The organism is Nostoc sp. 106C (genome assembly GCF_002154725.1).
Lineage (GTDB): Bacteria > Cyanobacteriota > Cyanobacteriia > Cyanobacteriales > Nostocaceae > Aulosira.
This window is the reverse complement of the sequence record NZ_MTAW01000077.1, coordinates 1-18822: the sequence shown is the minus strand read 5'-3', so window position 1 is coordinate 18822 and position 18822 is coordinate 1. Positions and strand designations below refer to the sequence as shown.

Genomic DNA, 18822 nt, shown 5'->3' with positions numbered 1-18822 from the left:
AAAAAGGATTTTTAGTGTTCTCATTCACATATCTAGGAGAATTAATTAATGTTTAATAAGACTGACACGGCTAAGAGTAGTGAACCTCAGAATCACTCATCAGTAATTTCATCCCAAAAACTTCCTAATACTTCAGCCAAACAACCAAATAAGCTTACTAATGAAACTGCAAATAGTTCTGTGTTTAAAAAAGCAGTTACTTATTTTAATAGGCTCAGCTTAGGTACAAAAGCTACCGTATTAGCGATCGCGATTGGAACTCTACCGACATTGGGCATTGGCGCGATCGCTTATAGTTTTGCCAATAACTCGATTAATAAGCAAATTACTCAAGCTCAAGAAGCAGAAGCAATTGGATTAATCGACAAAGTCAACCGTTACATGTTGGGACGATACGGAGATATTCAAGTACTCTCTAATCTGCCATTTTTGACAAATACCCAAGTCAGAGAAAGCATAAATCCGCAAGAGAAGCAAGCAGTTCTAGATCGCATTGTCAAGGCTTACAAAGCTTATGACAGTATTGCTGTCTTCGATCTAGAAGGTAACGTAATTGTCCAATCTACAGGCGAACCTCTAGAAAACCACAAAGACCGCCAGTATTTTCAGGATACTCTTAAACAAGATACTCCTATTATTAGTCAGCCAGAAAAATCAAAAAGTACTGGTCTTGTGAGTATTCACATAGCTGCACCTGTTAAAGATACAGTCACAGGTCAAAATATTGGCGTGGTGAGAGCGCGTATGCCCGCCAAATCTCTAGAAGAAACTATCAAAAACTATGCAGGTAAAGGGCATGAATACCATTTGCTAGACAAATCAGGCAAGATTTTTCTGGCAACCCAAAATAATCAAGAAGGTAGAGAGGCTAAAGCTGATTTTACGGGTTTAACTAAACTGCAAGGACAAAACAAAGTCAATAGTTTTATTACAGTTAACAAACTGGATAAAAAACAGCAACTTGTAAGCTATGTACCCTCTAAAAAAATTGAAGGTTTACCAGATTTAAAATGGGATGCTCTAATTGCGACTGATACAGCAATTACATTTGCACCGCAAAGAGAATTATTATGGACTATAGCAATTGGCACCGCATTAACCGCATTCATCGTAGCAGCGATCGCTGCCTGGTTAGCTAAACGTGCGACAAAACCAATCTTGAGTGCAACTGAGGCAGTCAGCAAACTTGGTGAAGGTCAACTCAATACTCGTCTAGAGGTACAAAGAGCAGACGAATTAGGGGTATTGGGTTTTAACATTAACCAAATGGCCGAGCAATTGCAGGTATTGCTACGAGAACAAGAGCGGGAAACTGAAAGAGTCAAATTGATTGCAGATATTACCTTACGAATTCGGAAAAATCTCGAAACTGAAGATATTTACACAACAGGAGTTAACGAAGTTCGCCAAGCGCTAAAAACAGACCGGGTAATCATCTATAAGCTGAATCCAGAAAACTGGGATGGTGTGGTTGTTGCTGAATCTGTGACTGATGATTGGCCGAAAATGATGGGAGTGCGAATTGACGACCCCTGTTTTCGGGAACGCCATGTAGACCTTTATCGAGAAGGAAGAGTCAGGGCGATCGCTAACATTTATCAAGAGCCAAACCTAGCTGATGCCAATTGTTACATCCAAATTTTGGAAAAATTTGCCGTTCAAGGTAATTTGATCGCACCAATTATTACTCAAGATCAACTCTTGGGTTTATTGATTGCCCATCATTGTGAAAGCCCGCGGATTTGGCAACAGCCAGAAATTGATTTGTTGAAACAAACAGCGATTCAAATTGGCTATGCCCTAGAACAAGCTAGGCTACTAGAAGAATTAGAACAAGCAAAGGCTGCTGCTCAACAAGATACTCAAGAAGAACGGCAACAAAAAGAAGCACTGCAAACGCAACTTTTAGAATTGCTGAGTAACGTAGAAGGTGCAGCAAGCGGAGATTTGACAGTGCGTGCTGATGTGACAGCCGGGGAAATTGGCACTGTTGCTGACTTTTTTAACTCCATCGTTGAAAGTCTCCGAGATATTGTCACTCAAGTTAAACAAGCTGCTACTCAAGTAAATACTGCGATTGGCTCTAACGAAGCAGCTATCCGCCAGCTAGCCGAAGAAGCACTCACCCAAGCTGCCGAAATTACCCGCACCTTGGATGCTGTTGACCACATGACACATTCCATCCAAGCTGTAGCCGAAAATGCCCAGCAAGCTGCGGTAATTGCTAACCATGCTGCCCACACTGCAACCAAAAGTGGACAAGCAATGGATTTAACAGTGCAAAACATTCTTTCTTTACGGGAAACTGTTGGTGAAACTGCCAAGAAAGTAAAGCGGTTAGGAGAATCTTCCCAACAAATTTCTCGTGTGGTGTCTTTAATTAACCAAATCGCCATCCAAACTAACTTACTAGCGATCAACGCTGGTATTGAAGCTGCACGTGCGGGTGAAGAAGGTCAAGGTTTTGCCGTAGTTGCCGAAGAAGTAGGCGAATTAGCAGTGAGAAGTGCAGCCGCAACTCAAGAAATTGAGCAAATTGTCGAGAACATCCAAAGGGAAACCAGCGACGTAGTGCAGGCGATGGAGGTGGGGACTACCCAGGTAGTCGAAGGTACTCGCATAGTTGAAGATGCTAAGCATAGTCTCAATGAGATTTTGGATGTGTCGCGTCAAATTGATCGGCTAGTGCAGTCGATTTCTCTGGCGACTGCATCCCAAGTAGAAACTTCGCAAACTGTCAGCAATTTGATGAAAGCAATTGTTGCTGTGTCACAGCGTACCAGCGATTCTTCCCGTTTAGTTTCCGAATCTTTACAACAAACTGTAGAGATTTCCCAAGAGTTGCAGGAGACTGTTGGCACATTTAAGGTCAGTTAGTTCTCTAGTCATTAGTCATTGCTGATTACAAGAACAACTGAATACCTATAACAAATCCTCTATTAGACGCGCATTAGCTTAACAACTCACGAAAACCATGTCACAGGACAAAGAACTGGAAATCCAGATGCAGTTTCTGGAAGAAGCCACTGATTATCTCAATACTCTAGAAGGGGTATTGCTAGAAATCGATATCAGTAATCGCATTGATTCAGATAAAATAAACGGGGCACTCCGAGCAGCTCATTCCATCAAAGGTGGTGCGGGCATGATGGGATTTCGGACTCTCAGTGATTTAGCACACCGTTTGGAAGATTCTTTTAAAGTTTTAAAAACTCGGAAAAACTCTTTAGACATTGACACCCAGTTACAAAGTTTACTACTATCTGGTGTTGACTGGTTACGTCAAATAGTGGAATTGCTCTCAGAAGGAAATGTTATAGAAGAGCAGTGGTTAGAAAGCTTTTGTTATCCAGTTTTTGATGAACTGCATGAGCGTTTGGGCGACCCCGTTCCAGAAGACGCTACAACCATGCTTTCACCGGAAGATGGGCAAGATATTATCCCCTTGCTGTTTGAAACAGAGGTGGAAGGCTGTTTACAGCGTTTAGAATCTGTGTTAGCAGATCGAGAACAGCCTTGTTTGCAGGAAGAAGTAGCAATCATGGCGGCTGAATTGGGCGGTTTGGGGGAAATGCTGCAATTGACAGCTTTTACCCAGCTTTGCGAGTCAATCACACATCAGTTAGAAACTGCTAACCCCAACCAAGTCGCAGAAATTGCCCAGTTAGCATTGCAAGCATGGCGGCGATCGCAAGCTTTAGTTCTGACACATCAACTAGATAGTCTACCTACAGAGCTGAAATTAGACGAGCTAGCCAATACCCAAGCGAGCAATATCTCACCTAAACAAGCAGCGATTGCGGAGTTTCTGGCCACAGATGCAGCTGCAACGCACTTGCTCGAACCAGAAATTCTCGCCACTGATTTTTTGCAATCAGAAGAAACTGAGGAAACTTGGAGCGAAGAAGATGCGATCGTTCCTACCAATTTTGAAACATTAGATGTAGAGTTTGCTGAGAACATTGCAGAGCCAGTCAATTTCTTAGATCCAAGAATAGTAGCTGCGCGCGAAATTTCCCCAGCAGATTACAAACTCATCGAACGCAAAGCCGAGCCAATTGCTAATGGCAAAGACCGTGACATTCATGAAAATACAGTCCGAGTTCCCAGTAAGCAACTTGAGCAAATTAATGATTTATTTGGGGAACTGATTATTCAGCGAAATGGACTGAACTTACAACTCGAAAGATTACGCAAACTCGTCCGCAATCTCAGCCAGCGTGTCCAAAATCTCGATCGCGAAAATCAGGAACTACGGGCAGCCTACGATAAAATCGCTACTCAACCTGTAAGACCATCTGCCGTGCTGTCATTGGCAGACGATCGGCATCATTCCCAAGATGTAAACGCTAACTTTGATGTCTTAGAACTGGATCGCTATAACGAATTAAACCTGCTATCGCAGGAAGTTATGGAAACCATTGTTCAAGTACAAGAAGTCACAACTGATGTTCAACTCAGCGTTGATGATACAGATCATATAGCTCGCAAGCTGAATAAAACATCAAAACAGTTGCAGACAAAGCTGACACAAGTTAGAATGCGCCCCCTATCCGATTTAATTGAGCGTTTTCCACGAGCCTTACGCGATCTAAATGTGGAGTATGGCAAAAATGTGCAATTGAAAATTGAAGGTGGTAACACCTTGATTGAACGTAGTATCTTGGAGGCTTTGAATGAGCCTTTAATGCATCTTTTAAGGAATGCCTTCGATCATGGTATTGAAGATTCAGCCACCCGCAGCAACTTAGGTAAACCAGAACAAGGCTTGATTGAAATTAAAGCTACTCACCGTCGCGATCGCACAATCATTAGTATACGTGATGATGGTCGGGGAATTTCTCTAGAAAAAATTCGCGATCGCGCCCTTGCTATGGGGTTAGATGCTTCTCTGTTAGCTGGTGCTAGTGATGATGAACTGTTATCACTCATCTTCGAGCCAGGGTTTACTACCTCCGACCAAGTTACAGCCTTATCTGGCCGTGGTGTTGGCATGGATGTAGTGCGCAACAACCTCAAACAGGTGCGGGGAGATATTAAAGTTGATACTGAGCCAGGAGTTGGAACTACCTTTACCCTTGCAGTACCATTTACACTTTCAGTCGCCCGAGTGCTGTTAGTAGAAAGCAGCAGGATGCTATTGGCATTTCCTACAGATGTCGTTTCAGAAATATTTTTACTCCAAAACGACCAGGTTATTGCGATCGCAGGCAGTGAATTTATTAATTGGCAAGGAATGATGCTGCCATTAATTCGCCTCAGTAGCTATCTGGAGTTTAATGGCCCCCGCTACGATAACCCAGAGTTGGAAACCCCCCCAGCTATTAATGCTAGTAGTGTATTAATAGTGAAAAGTAATAATCAATCGGTAGCTATACAACTAGACCGTTGTTGGGGCGAGCAAGAAGTCGCTATTCGGCAGGTAGAAGGCAATATACCTCTACCAGAAGGCTTCGGCAACTGTACTATTCTCGGTGATGGTCGCGTAGTAGTACTAGTAAATACTAATGAATTACTGTATGAATTTAGTACTAATCAGCGCACTTCTAGACACAACCAATTACCATCAGCGCGGTTAAAAACAGCGTTTCTGTTCCCCCAGGATGATAAACAACTAGTACCTGCTTCTACTAAGAAAAGCACTATTTTGATCGTGGATGACTCGATTAATGTCCGGCGTTTTTTAGCTTTAACTCTGGAAAAAGGAGGGTATCAAGTAGAACAAGCAAAAGATGGTCAAGATGCTTTAGAAAAGCTTCAGAGTGGATTACAAGTCCAGGCTGTAATCTGCGATATTGAAATGCCTCGTCTTGATGGTTATGGCTTTTTAGGTCGTGTCAAATCCAGTGATGAGATGAAAAATATCCCAATTGCCATGTTAACCTCTCGCAGTAGTGATAAACATCGTCAATTGGCAATTCAATTAGGTGCACGCGCCTACTTCTCTAAGCCTTACAACGAACAAGAGTTACTCCGAACACTACAGGACATAATTATTTCTGCTGATGGAACAGTAGCATCTCATAATTAAATTGAGAATTTAGCCATGAGTAAAGATGACTGTCAGTTGTAAGCTAATTTTTGCTTGACAATTTACAACTGACAAATTATCCATTTGTTAAGTTATTTTGCTAAAACTTTGCTAAATTCTATTTAAGAAATGCAAGTATTTTTTTGCTGGGTAAACTATTTGGTGAAACTCCACCCTGAAAATTATTTCTCTTTTAATTTTATTTTCTGGATATAAGTCTCTTTTTATACTATTAAAACAAAATTCTATAGTTTCAGAATGTTCAATATGACATTTTAGAAATCAGAAACGAGAGTAAAAGGAAATATCCCTGTTACTAGTTATTGACAAAGGTAACAACAGATCGAGTAAATGTTGAAGTTTGGTTTATTTTGTTCTTATGGAGACTAAGTTTCTTCTGAGTTATGTTCCTAGCTAGGAACAGACAAGAGATTCAAAGTCGGCACATGAGTTGCTATTAGATGCCATACCAAGTTAAATAAGAAACCATTATTTGTTTGTAAGAAAACTGCACTTAGATTGATTCGGTTTCAGAGGATTCACTCTTGGTAGGATCATAGCAAGATCAAAAGTATATACCAACTAAATTGGTAAATCTATGCCAAGAAAAGAACAGGGATGGGTAACATTTCAAACTTCAGAAGAAGAGCGCAAAATACTGGAAGAGTTTTGCAACCAGTCTCAGCGTACTAAAACTGAAATCTTAAGGGAATTGGTACGTGGTTTGAGTCAATACTCTTCCCCAGCATTGCCACCAACCAACCAGGATACTAAAAAAGATGTTTACACTGCTGAGGTAGAAATTAGTAGTCAAAAGAAACCATTAAAAGTTAGCTCGCGTAATATCCTCAAGGGAGTTGTCAAACGGGTAATTACAGGAGCTGTTAATACTGAAGTGACTCTAGAGATTGTTCACAAAGTTGAACTAACTTCTATGATCACTAGAGTCTCAGCAGAGGAGTTAGGTCTGTCTGAGGGGACTGAAGCCTATGCAGTAATTAAGTCCAACGATATTGTGATTGCTAGAGAATAAATACTAAATTTTCAGAAGTTTCTGGTGTTGAACACAAGAACAGCCTTTTCTCGCTGAAGATGCTAAGGCGATGCTCATTAGTGTCAATTAACGAAAAAATCCAATCATAGTATAGTTTTCTGGCTTTGCTACTTTTTCTCTCAGTATTCTTTGTGCCATACAAGGATATAAAAAGCTCCACACAGGATGCAGAACTAGAGCAGATAAAGGAATTGATGTTGAGTACTATTTAGGCTTGGAGCTTCAATCGATACTAATGAGCTAGGCTGCTGTTGAATTATAAGAATAATACATAAAAGTTACATTAATTAGTAATATCGGTTTTTACCCAGAGGCGTTAGCGTAGCTCCTCCCTAAGGAGGCTTGTGTTCACAAATAAGCATGAAAATCTTTCCTAACCCCCTACCGCCTGGAAATAATTTTATCAATCTGCTTCAACCTTTCTATAGAGGTATAGTGATTTTTCTACTTCTGTGTTATGGATAACCAGAGAATAACTATGGTTAATTGGTGTCCTGATATTTACACATAGATAATATGTGTGCTAAATCTGCTGAGGCTAATGTCATTGCAAGTATTAAATTATTCTAAGTCAATTCTTGCATCTAAGCTAATTCCGATAACTTCTAAAGCAACTCCACAATTTTCTCTACCAAAATATTTCTATGATCTATTCTGCTAATGTGTCGTATAACTCTGTCATTAAAGAACAAATACCCCATCGCTTATTTACCAGACGCGAAATGATCCCACCACGCAACGATGTACTGTGGCGAATCGAACATGGTGCAGTTCGCACCTTAACCTGGAGTGAAGAGGGAACATTTATTACTTTAGGTTACTGGGGTGCTGGAGATTTAATCGGTTCTCCTTTGTCTAAAGTCAAGCCCTACCAAATTGAGTGTTTAAGCAATGTAGAAGTTAGTATAGTGCCACCTCATCTTTGGTATCAGGATGTCACGGCTTTACTTTCTCACATTCAACAGGCAGAGGAACTTCTAAGCATAGTGCATTGTAAACCTATGTCTCTGCGTTTGTGGCAATTTTTAGTCTGGTTAAGCCGGAAATTTGGTCGTCAAGTAGAACAAGGTAAACTAATTGACCTGAATGCTACTCATCAAGAAATGGCTGAGGTATTAAATACAACAAGAGTAACTGTAACACGCCTTCTACAGCAATTTGAAGAAGAAGGAACGCTGTTACGTCAAAAACGCCAGATGATATTGCGTTTGCCAAATGAATGAAGAAATCTTTCAAAAATTCTGGTGGTTGAGTTGTATCAACCACCAAAAAAATTGGTTAAATTATGACTGCTAGCTAGGGTAAATACCTTGGAAATTAAATGATTCCAAGAGTTAAGTACAGATTAATTTCGGCTAAGCCTCGACTTTGACACCTCGCCAAAAGGCAACATAGCCTTCAATATTTTTAGCTTTTTCTTTGGCGCTGGGATAGTACCAAGCAGCGTCTTGATTAATTTGCCCATTGACTTCGACACTATAGTAACTAGCGACACCTTTCCAAGGGCAAGTAGTGTGAGTATTACTTTCTTTGAAATACTCTTTCTTAATAGCCTCAGGTGGAAAGTAATAATTACCTTCTACAACTATAGTATTATCGCTCTCGGCTAAAGTAGCGCCATTCCAAATTGCTTTCGGCATAAGTGACTTTTCCAATAAACTTTACACATAATATTATGATTCGTGACGTAGTCTTTTTGCAGACCGTAAGCATTTGGTAATGCTATTGCGATCGCGAAAGAGCAATCTGCGCAAACTGTATAATATGGATAAATATTGCCAAGTAATTCAACTAAATGGTGATGTCATTTTGCTGATTTTTTGCTTTTGAAAAATCTTAACTCATTTGATTTGGAAGTAAAAAAATACCCTTCCTTGTCACTTAGGTGATTGAAACAGAAAGGGGGTATATGAGCAACTATGATTTAGTTGACTTATGAAAATAGCTTATTGACCAATTTATTTACCGCCGTAGAAAAAGGCAATTTCTTTTTCTTTCAAAGGTGCAAAACCAGCATCTACTAGCAATGTATCGAGTTCTGCTTGGGGAATGTGTTTTGCACCAATTCGGACAATGCGCGATCGCATAGTATTTGATACGCCGCTACGCTGTCTATTTGCCTCTAGTGCCATGACTTTGTTATACAGTTCTAGCTTGGCGGTTGGAATGGGAGAACCGTCAAAATCAATTCCCTGTGTGATCGCTTCGTCAATAGCATCAGCACCTGTGGTTGTTTGATTTACTTGATTAGTTTCGGCAGTCATGAAAATTTGCTCATCAGGCTATGAGTATATTTTACCAGCCATGCTGACGCTAAAAACTGTTTGTGCTACTATCGACATCTTCAGTAGTGATACTGGCTTGCTTGCTGCTACAAGAGAAATTTCATTTCTGTAGCTCTGAAGCTGACTGTACTCTTGTCACTTTTCAAGATTTTGGTTTAATCTCAAACCATCGGTGTAGCTATAGGTGATGCTATGTCTGACGCTCAAACTCCCCAAAACCAGGGCCGTACTCTTGAACAAGCTCTGACAAACAAAATCATAGATGATTATTTTGACAACTCTGAAAGCTGGCTCAGAGCCATTCTGCGGATGTGTATCTTCTCTTTGGCGCACCTGGATGAAAAACCGGTTTTCGTCGTCGAGTGTCCAAATCAAGCAGTAGCCAAGCGACTCAGCCGTAAAACTTATCCTTTTCGCGGAATTATATATTATTTAACCGATTATCTTGATGGACACGATCGCACTCTATTTTGCTACCAAGAAGTTAAAAGCGGAAATTGGCACTGTTATGATAGCAGTACACAATCTTGGAAAACCCTGAGCCATTTGCAAGCACCCACAGCCTCAACGGATAGTCAATAGTTTAAAGCCATTTACTTTTGACTAATTACGAGTTTGATGTGTTGCCAAACCAGCGACAAATGCTCCCAAAACTGTGCCTATCCATAGTCCTGTCGTGCTACCTTGCCACATTGCTCCTGGTATCACCCAGGTGTTGCACATTTGCTTTAAGGCCCAAGGCTGGTTTTGACACTTCTGACTATGCCGCATTAAGGTGATTTGTCCGCAGATGTAACCACCAAAAAAGCCTGATGATAATGCCACTAAGGTGCAAATTAAAATTCTATTTTTAATCATTGGTTAATTGTCAGCAGTTAGAGTGGTTAGTTGTATGTGTTTTAGCACTGACCACTGACCACTGACTATTAACTTTTCAACCTGTATTTCTCATACCTGCCGCAATTCCGTTAATAGTTAACAATGCTCCTCGCAGTAACTCGCCTTTACTGTAACGGGAGTGAATCACCCCAGATGGAGCAGTATTGCGTGACTGTCGCAGGCGCTTGAGTAGGGAAACTTGGATAAAACCTAAAGGTACAATGGTGCCATTGCGTAACTGTACTGAACGCTGCAATACAGGATCGCCATCTAGAAGTCGATTGTGTCCGGTAATTTTTAAGACTAAATCTTTGGTGCGATAGTATTCGCTAGCAATTTGCTCAAAAACCCGATCAAATCGGGGTTTATCTTCTGGATTTGACAGTTCTTGGACGTAGTGGCTGGCCATTTGCATGTCTACTTTTGCCAAGGTCATTTCTGCTTTAGAAATAACCATCTTGAAAAACGGCCACTTCACGTAAAAGTATTGCAGTAGTTTTAAATGTTCTTCTGGTTCTGCTTGCAAAAATTCTTGCAAAGCTGTACCAACACCGTACCAGGAAGGTAGTAAAAACCTAGTTTGTGTCCAACTGAATACCCAAGGAATCGCTCTGAGACTGCTTAAATCTTTTTTACCCGATGGACGGCGCGCCGGACGAGAGCTAATTTGTAACTGGCTAATTTCTTCAATGGGAGTTACTTGGTGGAAAAAGTCGATAAAATCCGGTTGCTCATAAATTAACGAGCGATAATGAGTACGCGATCGCGCTGCTAATTCTTCCATAATTTCATTCCACGGTTCGATATCATCAAAACCTGTCTTGAGAAGGCTGGCTTGAATTACAGCAGTGGTAATCGTTTCCAAATTGTACAAAGCCAAATCTAACAGGGAATATTTAGAAGCTAGTACTTCCCCCTGTTCGGTAATTTTGATTCTGCCATTAATACTGTGACCAGGTTGAGCCAAAATCGCTTCATAAGCCGGGCCACCACCTCTTCCTACAGAACCGCCACGTCCGTGAAAAATCCGCAGATTTACACCATACTCTTCTGCTATGTGCTGGAGTGATTTTTGAGCTTTATGAATTTCCCAATTGCTGCTTAAAAAACCAGAGTCTTTATTACTGTCAGAATAACCCAGCATCACTTCTTGTAGATTCAGGGTCAGCGGACAAGTGGCGTGACTAGAAGAGGTGGCTTTCGCTTTTTCTTCCTTGTCCTCTACCTGCTGATAGCCTCCTGCTAATAAAGCACGATATAACGGTAGTTCAAATAGTTCTCGCATTACACTTCTGGAGCGTAGCAAGTCTTCTACCGTCTCAAATAGAGGCACAACCTGAATTGTACCCACAGCGATCGCTGGGTCAAAAAGTCTAGCTTCTTTGGCTAAGAGTAAAACTTCTAGTACATCGCTGACTTCGCGACACATACTGATAATGTAAGTTTGGCAGATGTGGACACCAAACTCTTGTTGTAGCGATCGCACTATCCGGAAAGTTTCAATTACATCGTTGGTCTTTTCAGAAAATGGTAATTCTGCTGGAATTAACGGCCTGCGGGTTTGTAATTCTCCGGTTAACCAGGCGACTCGCTGTGCTTCTGATAGTTCATTATAAGATTGGGGCAAAACTTGCAAATATTCCAAAATCTCATTTAGGGTATCAGAGTGACGTGAAGATTCTTGGCGAATATCTAACTGGGTGAGGTTAAACCCAAAAATTTCTACCTGAGCAATCAGATTATCTAGCTCTCGACAGCTTAAACCTGTTTCGGTCAAGTTGCGTTGAATCAACCGCAGTTCTGCCAAAAAATCCGACCCCGAACGGTACATGGGTTTGTCTTCATTTTTTGGCGTTTCCCGCTTATATAAAGTTAGATTGCGATCGCGTGTATTTTCTAGCCTTTTTAAAACATATGACAACTTTAACCGATAGGGTTCTTGGCGATAACGTAGCGCTAAGGCGTCATATATTTCGCTCAACTGCGACTGATCCAACTCCAGAGATTCCAGTAAATCTGGTAAAACATCACTCCAGTGCATTGACACACTCAATAATTCAATCAGCTGCTTCACTGACTGAATATACCTCTCCAACACCATTTTCCGCTGATAACAAGCGGTCTGCCAGGTAATTTCTGGTGTGACTGAGGGGTTACCATCTCTGTCTGAACCCACCCAAGAACCAAAGGAGCAGAAGTTTTTTTGTGGTGGTTCTAGCCAAGGAAAAGTTTTACTTAGAGCATATTTAAAACGTTTGTGCAGTTGCGGGATACCATCAAATAAAACTTCTTGGAAGTAGTGCAGGGCATAGTCTACTTCATCTAAAACAGTAGGCTTAAACTGGTGTAGTTCATCAGTGCGCCACCACAGGCGAATTTCTTCTAGTAATTTTTCCTGTAATTCTGCTGCTTCCCAAGGATACCCCCCTACTGTGTTACCAGAGCGGTTTTCCACAGTATCCAATTGTTGTAATAGGTTTACCACCTGTCGTTGCTTATCCCGGATAGTATGACGCACAATTTCCGTAGGATGAGCTGTAAACACTAATCGCACATCTAATTGGGCAATCAGGCGTTGAATTTGCTGTGGTGGTACGTTCAGTTTGAATAAATGCGGGAATAAAGCCGCGAAAGTACCTTTTTGTTTGTCTTTTTCTTTGGCAACCCAACTCTTAGCTAGCAAATCTGCGCCTATTGCCCTGGTAACAGGTGCATCGTTTTCTCTTTGGTTAGATGAATAGCTAATATTGGGTAAAACTTCTGAATCTTCGATCTCTGCCTCTGCCTCAGAATAGCGAGTCAATTGCTGTCGTTGTTCATATTCCTGCTCTATGATGTTGATCAACTGAAAATATAGAGCAAAGGCACGAGCTGCCCGAATGGCCTCGTTAATATTAAGTTGTTCAATCAACTTTACTGCCGATGAGGCTTGGTCATGAGTGGCTTGCCCTTCTGGCGAACACAGATCGCGCAGTTGTCCTAACAAATCTACCATTTTTTGTCCGCATTCCTGGCGGAGTACTGACTCCCACAACTCCTCCACTATTTGGAGGCGATGACGCAAAAATAATTCCGATGCTGGGTAGATATTCGCCGCCTGAGACAAAGAGTATAAAAGGGAACTCATATTCTCTATTCTTGCAAGACAATTATTGTTTTGAATGCTATGTTCTGTAAGCAACACTCATAGGAATACCCCAGAGTGGTTAATTTCTTAGAGTAAAATTTTTAACTGTTCTTTAATTCGTTATCTTCTGGAAAGTCGAGTATGGGTAGGCGATCGCCCCGAAATAATTCTTCACTGGCTTGCCCCAAAGATTCTAGGGCTTTGACCGAGACTTGTCCTGCTGTCAACAGCAGTAGTATAGACGCTGTACCTATATTTAAGAGTAAAGATTGGGGAATGCTAAACAGCAACAGATTTAATTCCGGGTTGGGTGAGGGTTTTTGGTTGGCAGGAGACATTGCTAATTCCTGGTTATTTGCAGATTAGTAAAATAAACGAAAAATCCAAAATTCGCATGGCTCACAATTGTACATAAATATCTATCTTTGCCCATTTTGCAAGCCAAGAAGGTAACAAAAGTGTTAAAACCAAACGTCAGGGTGTGATAAATCTATGGTTCTAGTTTACAAGTGCAGGCACTATCCCCCAATACTCGCTTCCTCTAAAGTTAACTGCCCATGAAAACAGCATCTCAACTAGATCGCCAAAAATCCTTAGTGCAATGGGTAAGCCAAGCAACTGGGATTAGCACTGTCGGGGTGAAAATCCGGTTGCGGGGAAATGACTTACATATCCTTTGTGAAGGGACAGAGTGCCCGCGACGTTGGCGGACTCTGTCTGACTTGCTGCAAGCAATCCAGCAAACCGACTTAGATGTCCTAACAAACAGCGAACAAACCTCAATATACCAAGTATTGGTCTACGGACGAAAAAAAGGGGAGATCCGGCCCCAATGGTGTCATCGGGTTTATTTAAATCAACTTGATAGACATTTGGAGCAGGTGAACCAAGCCTTGTTAGAAGATAAGAAAAAATCTCAAGCACCAGGTGGAGCGCTGATTATATCTAACGAAAGTCTGGCTAAACAAGGACATCCAGATGCTATTGCTCGCTATCTTAGTGAAACCCTGAGTCGGTTAGGTGTAGCGGTACAGGTAAAAGTTAAGCCGCAACAGCCTACACAAACAAGCTCCTGTGAGGAACATCGCCTATGGATATTTTGTCAGTCAGGTTATAGTCCTGATCCTTCATTACTGGCAGAGCCAATAGCCCAGAAGTTGCGATACCTTAAGCTCAACGGCTACCAAGATGCAGTGATTGTTTCGCAAGTGAATGGCGAAACCACACCGGATTGGCTGCTGCGGGTGGATTTGACGCCACCGGAAGTAATGCTGAAAGAGTGGGCGCGTTGGGGAGATGTGCAAGCGATCGCCAGGCTGTTAACTGAGCTGTTATCAGAGTTTAAAGTGGCTGTCCAAGCTTCGCTGCAAGAATCAACCCTACATATATTTTGCACTCCAAGCTCTGACCCGCTAGAAATTGCCCCAGCGCCAGATAAGCATTTATGCTTGCAAGCGATCGCCGAGCAACTAGATATCATCGCTCCTCAAGGTATCAAAGCTGCTACTGTATATGGGCAAAAAACTGCTGATCAGCAACCAGCTTGGATTGATTGGCTGACTTTACCTGCTGCTCAGAATCCAGCCCAGTCACCATCAGCCTTAGAGTTGGCAACTGCTGGTGATGAACCTGCTGTCCATTTCTTACTAGAACGTTTACTCAATCCTGACTTAGATTGGCGACTGAAGACAGGTGGTATCCGCGTAGTACCGCTTGTTAAAGGCGATTTATTACACATTATGTGTGATGCTCCTGTTTGCCCATCTCGGAAAAAAGTTGCAAACAAAGTCGTTCAGTTAATCCGCCAGTTAAAAATTCCGGGGGTTTTAGGCGTGCGTGTCTATGGCCGTCGTGCAGGTAACAAGGAACCTGCATGGCATCATGGCGAAGATTTTGTGCGTCGCCAACGTCTAGTACCAGAAGCTACTCCCGAATTTGCTGCCGCTGCTATTTACATTAAAGATCTGGTACCCTCTCAGACGAATGAACCAATCTTGCGTCCTGACTTGACTACAGAGGAAGTTCAAACTTTTATTACAGAAGTAGCGCGAGATTGGATTACAACAACAACAGCCAAAGTCAAAAAGTTACTGTTACAAACGCAACTTTTTACGGAAATCGACCAGCCAACAGAGTATAACCCAGAAGCTCAAGGAATTAAGGTTGCTCTTGTCTGGGGTACTCTGGGATTATTGCTCACAATGCAAACTGATTGGGTGTTGGGTCAAATCATTACCCGTACTAACCCAAGTCCGCCATCTCAGGTTGTTAGTACGGTAACTCCATCATCACCCGCTAATCAAAAGACATCTCCTAAGTCTGGAGCAAATCAAAACCAGAGAACAGCATTTTTCGCTAACACTAATAAGACTAAACCAAATCAGGGTAAGAGTTCTGTATTTAATGCTTCTGGCTTTACCCAAAATGAGGATACCGAGACAGAAAGCTTGGAAGCTGCGCCATTGAAGGAAAAAGCCACCGCCACCGCAATTTTATTAGCAGCCCGATCGCAGATGCCCAGTTTTAATGCTAGGCAATTAGATGAACAAATAGCGTTGTACAAACAGCGTTTGGCTAAAACTGGTACTCCTCCTCATGTGTTGATTATTGGCTCTTCTCGTGCTCTTAGGGGAGTCGATCCTGCCGCCCTTTCTCAAGCTTTGGCGACTCAGGGTTATGCCAAAATTGATGTATTTAACTTTGGTATCAATGGTGCTACAGCCCAAGTCGTAGATTTTATAATTCGTCGGGTATTAGAACCTTCAGAACTACCAAAAGTCATTGTTTGGGCAGATGGTTCCCGTGCCTTTAACAGCGGGCGCAAGGATATCACTTTTGCAGCGATCGCTGCATCAGCAGGCTACAAACAAGCATTGCAGAAAGCAATAGCCGCAGGCACTACTGATGAATTGCTCAAAGATCCGGCAATTTCATCTAGTGAAGAAAAAGCTAAAACCGAAAAACCAGAACTGAGCAGCTATCAACTGGCCAATCAATGGCTCAATCAAGCTGTAGCTGCTGTTTCTGCTAGCTACTCAAACCGCGATCAGATTAAAGAGTTATTGCAAAAACAACTCAACTCTTTACCTTTGATGAGCGATCGCACTCATGTCAGTACATCGTCTATAAAGTTAAGCAACGATGCTCCAGAAGAAGAGACTTCTCAGCAGTCCGTTGACTTTGATGGTTTCCTGCCTTTGTCTATCCGCTTTCATCCTGCTAGATACTATCAAAAACATCCCAAGGTGACAGGAAATTACGACAACGATTATCAGTCTTTCAAAGTGGAAGGTGAACAAGACACTGCCTTTCAAGCACTGCTTCAGTTTACTCAAACTCGGAAAATTCCTTTAGTATTTGTCAACATGCCGCTAACGGCAGACTATTTAGACCCAGTACGTCAACAATATGAGCAAGAATTTCAACAATATATGTTACAGATGGCTAACAATCCCAACTTTATTTATCGAGATATAAGTAAACTGTGGACAAAAGTTAACGACTATTTTTCCGATCCTAGTCACCTCAACCGCTTTGGAGCCTATGAAGTCTCGAAAAAGCTAGCTCACGATCCAATGATTCCTTGGCCTGCAAAGTAGAGAGATGAGAAAGCAAGAGGGACGACAAGGAAAATAACTGTTGACTAATGACTAATGACTAATGACTAAAAAATGAACTTTATATCAATTTTCTACGGGCTATTCTTGCTGAGTGTGCTGGGAATTTACTGGTCTTTGTCAGAACAAAAGTTACGTTTGTGGACATTATTAATTGCCAGTCTGATATTTTATGGATCTTTAAATGTTCAGTACATACCTCTACTATTAGCACTTACTTTTATTAACTTTCGTTTGGGGCTGGAAATTGCTAAAAACACCTCATCTGGAAAAAATTCTCTTGACGGGCAAATTTATAACGAAGAGTTGTTGCTTTCCCAAGCTGACTGGAATCTTCGCCGTTTAAAGCTTTTGTGGCTAGGAGTGATTCTAAATGTTTTACTGTTATTAGGATTTAAATATTTGCCTCTGTTGTTAAACGCTGTTTTCCCAGTGCCAACAACCTCACAAGATGCAGCTTTTAAATTCATTGCACCTTTGGGAATTTCATTTTTTACTTTTGAATGTATTTCTTATTTAATTGATGTCTATCGTGGTGCTCCTGCTACTAGGCAATTCCTAAAATTTGCAGCTTATAAATTATTCTTTGCTAAACTAATCTCCGGACCAATTACTCGCTATCATAACCTAGCAACTCAAATCAATATACTACAATTTCCTAGTCCCAACCAAGCGGCTGAGGGACTGTGGTTAATTGCTAGAGGTGCAGTTAAAAAAGGTATATTGGCAGACCATTTAGGAATTTTTGTAGATTTATGTTTTGGCAATCTGCAACGAGCAGGTAGTACAGATCTCTGGCTAGCTACATTTGCCTACGGTTTACAGCTATATTTGGATTTCAATGGTTATGTAGACATTGCCCGAGGCAGTGCGCTGTTATTTGGCTTTGTTTTACCTGAAAATTTTGACTTTCCTTACTTCAGCACCAGCATTGCAGAATTTTGGCGGCGCTGGCATATGACATTGGGCGATTGGCTGCGTAACTACGTTTACTTTCCTTTAGGTGGCTCCCGCAGAGGTTTGACTCGCACCTGCTGGAATTTAATGATTGTGATGATAATTGCTGGTATTTGGCATGGTTCATCCTGGGGTTTTATTGTTTGGGGCGCATACCACGGGTTAGCTTTGATAGTTCATCGTCTTACAGATGCGATCGGCGATCGCCATGAGAACTTGGAGCATTTTTGGCAAAAACCTCTAGGCATATTTTTAGCTTGGCTGTTCACCCAACTAATGGTTTTTACTTCTTGGATATGGTTCCGCTTACCCAATCTCCAAGATTCTTCTTTGGTATTTCGGCACCTATTGGGTTATCCATCAGATATCCAGTTTGCACAAAAGGTTTACGTTGAAGCCCTAAACATCAGCCAGTCCCAACTTGCTGGGAGATTAATATTTTTGGCTCTGCTCATGAGCCTTGTCTATGCTTTCAAGATTCGGCTCAAGGTAGAATTCAATTGGCCTGTCAAGCTTGTCTTCGTACCTCTTTGCTTCTATGCCGTTTGGTTATTAGCTCCTGAAGGTAGCTTGCCATATATCTATTTCGACTTTTAATGATAACTTCCACATCTGAGCAGGCTGGGCAATACCTAAACCAAATTTTTCCTTTATATAAGTAATCTTAATCACTAAATGCAAAAGATTATGAAAAAATAAATAACATTTTTAACTTAAATTCATGTAGAGTTAATAAGTATCGGTGAAATTTATTTTACCGTAATTCATTTTTCAGCATTAATCGCACTCATAAAACAATGACAACAACCTTACAACGGCGCTCTAGCGCTAACGTATGGGATCGGTTTTGCGAGTGGATCACCAGCACCGAA

At 41.5% G+C, this 18822-nt stretch carries 13 protein-coding genes; 8 read left to right on the top strand and 5 right to left on the bottom strand.

The features are described from left to right. Positions 1-48 precede the first annotated feature (48 nt). The 4 genes from BV375_RS07670 (at position 49) to BV375_RS07655 (ending at position 8308) form a co-directional block, all read left to right on the top strand. Entirely contained in the window at positions 49-2877 is a 2829-nt protein-coding gene (locus BV375_RS07670) for a methyl-accepting chemotaxis protein (RefSeq protein ID WP_086758996.1), read from the top strand. A 97-nt stretch (positions 2878-2974) separates the two neighbouring features. Further along, entirely contained in the window at positions 2975-6031 is a 3057-nt protein-coding gene (locus tag BV375_RS07665) for a hybrid sensor histidine kinase/response regulator (protein ID WP_086758995.1), read from the top strand. Between the two features lie 598 nt (positions 6032-6629). Further along, a complete protein-coding gene (locus tag BV375_RS07660) occupies positions 6630-7064 on the top strand; it encodes a molybdopterin-binding protein (protein ID WP_086758993.1) in 435 nt (144 codons plus the stop codon). Between the two features lie 665 nt (positions 7065-7729). After that, on the top strand, positions 7730-8308 hold the full coding sequence (locus tag BV375_RS07655; RefSeq protein ID WP_086758990.1) for a Crp/Fnr family transcriptional regulator: 579 nt from the start codon (positions 7730-7732) through the stop codon (positions 8306-8308). Positions 8309-8440: 132 nt separating this feature from the next. Here the strand turns inward: BV375_RS07655 and BV375_RS07650 are convergent, their stop codons facing one another. Beyond that, positions 8441-8725, bottom strand: coding sequence for a DUF427 domain-containing protein (locus tag BV375_RS07650; RefSeq protein ID WP_086758987.1), 285 nt, complete (start codon positions 8723-8725; stop codon positions 8441-8443). Positions 8726-9043: 318 nt separating this feature from the next. Then, positions 9044-9349 (bottom strand): DUF4090 family protein, encoded by a 306-nt coding sequence (locus tag BV375_RS07645; RefSeq protein ID WP_086758984.1) that lies wholly within the window; start codon positions 9347-9349, stop codon positions 9044-9046. On the opposite strand from BV375_RS07645, the gene BV375_RS38660 reads away from it, so the two are divergent. Further along, the gene (locus BV375_RS38660) at positions 9348-9482 is read left to right on the top strand and encodes a hypothetical protein (protein ID WP_279432910.1); all 135 of its coding nucleotides are present in this window, start codon (positions 9348-9350) and stop codon (positions 9480-9482) included. The two genes, BV375_RS07645 and BV375_RS38660, sit on opposite strands and share 2 nt — an antisense overlap. A gap of 80 nt (positions 9483-9562) precedes the next feature. After that, on the top strand, positions 9563-9952 hold the full coding sequence (locus BV375_RS07640; RefSeq protein ID WP_086758981.1) for a hypothetical protein: 390 nt from the start codon (positions 9563-9565) through the stop codon (positions 9950-9952). Positions 9953-9973: 21 nt separating this feature from the next. Here the strand turns inward: BV375_RS07640 and BV375_RS07635 are convergent, their stop codons facing one another. From BV375_RS07635 to BV375_RS07625, 3 genes are all read right to left on the bottom strand, one after another. After that, positions 9974-10228 carry a hypothetical protein gene (locus BV375_RS07635; protein WP_086758978.1) on the bottom strand — a complete coding sequence of 85 codons (255 nt, stop codon included), beginning with the start codon at positions 10226-10228 and terminating at the stop codon, positions 9974-9976. 76 nt (positions 10229-10304) lie between these two features. Next, positions 10305-13376, bottom strand: a complete 3072-nt coding sequence (ppc, locus tag BV375_RS07630) for a phosphoenolpyruvate carboxylase (RefSeq protein ID WP_086758975.1) — start codon at positions 13374-13376, stop codon at positions 10305-10307. A gap of 101 nt (positions 13377-13477) precedes the next feature. Next, positions 13478-13714 carry a hypothetical protein gene (locus tag BV375_RS07625; RefSeq protein ID WP_086758972.1) on the bottom strand — a complete coding sequence of 79 codons (237 nt, stop codon included), beginning with the start codon at positions 13712-13714 and terminating at the stop codon, positions 13478-13480. A gap of 219 nt (positions 13715-13933) precedes the next feature. On the opposite strand from BV375_RS07625, the gene BV375_RS07620 reads away from it, so the two are divergent. Next, the gene (locus tag BV375_RS07620; RefSeq protein WP_086758970.1) at positions 13934-16975 is read left to right on the top strand and encodes a DUF1574 domain-containing protein; all 3042 of its coding nucleotides are present in this window, start codon (positions 13934-13936) and stop codon (positions 16973-16975) included. Positions 16976-17047: 72 nt separating this feature from the next. Next, complete coding sequence (locus tag BV375_RS07615) at positions 17048-18547, top strand: MBOAT family protein (RefSeq protein WP_086758967.1); 1500 nt, start codon at positions 17048-17050, stop codon at positions 18545-18547. The last annotated feature ends 275 nt before the right edge of the window (positions 18548-18822 follow it).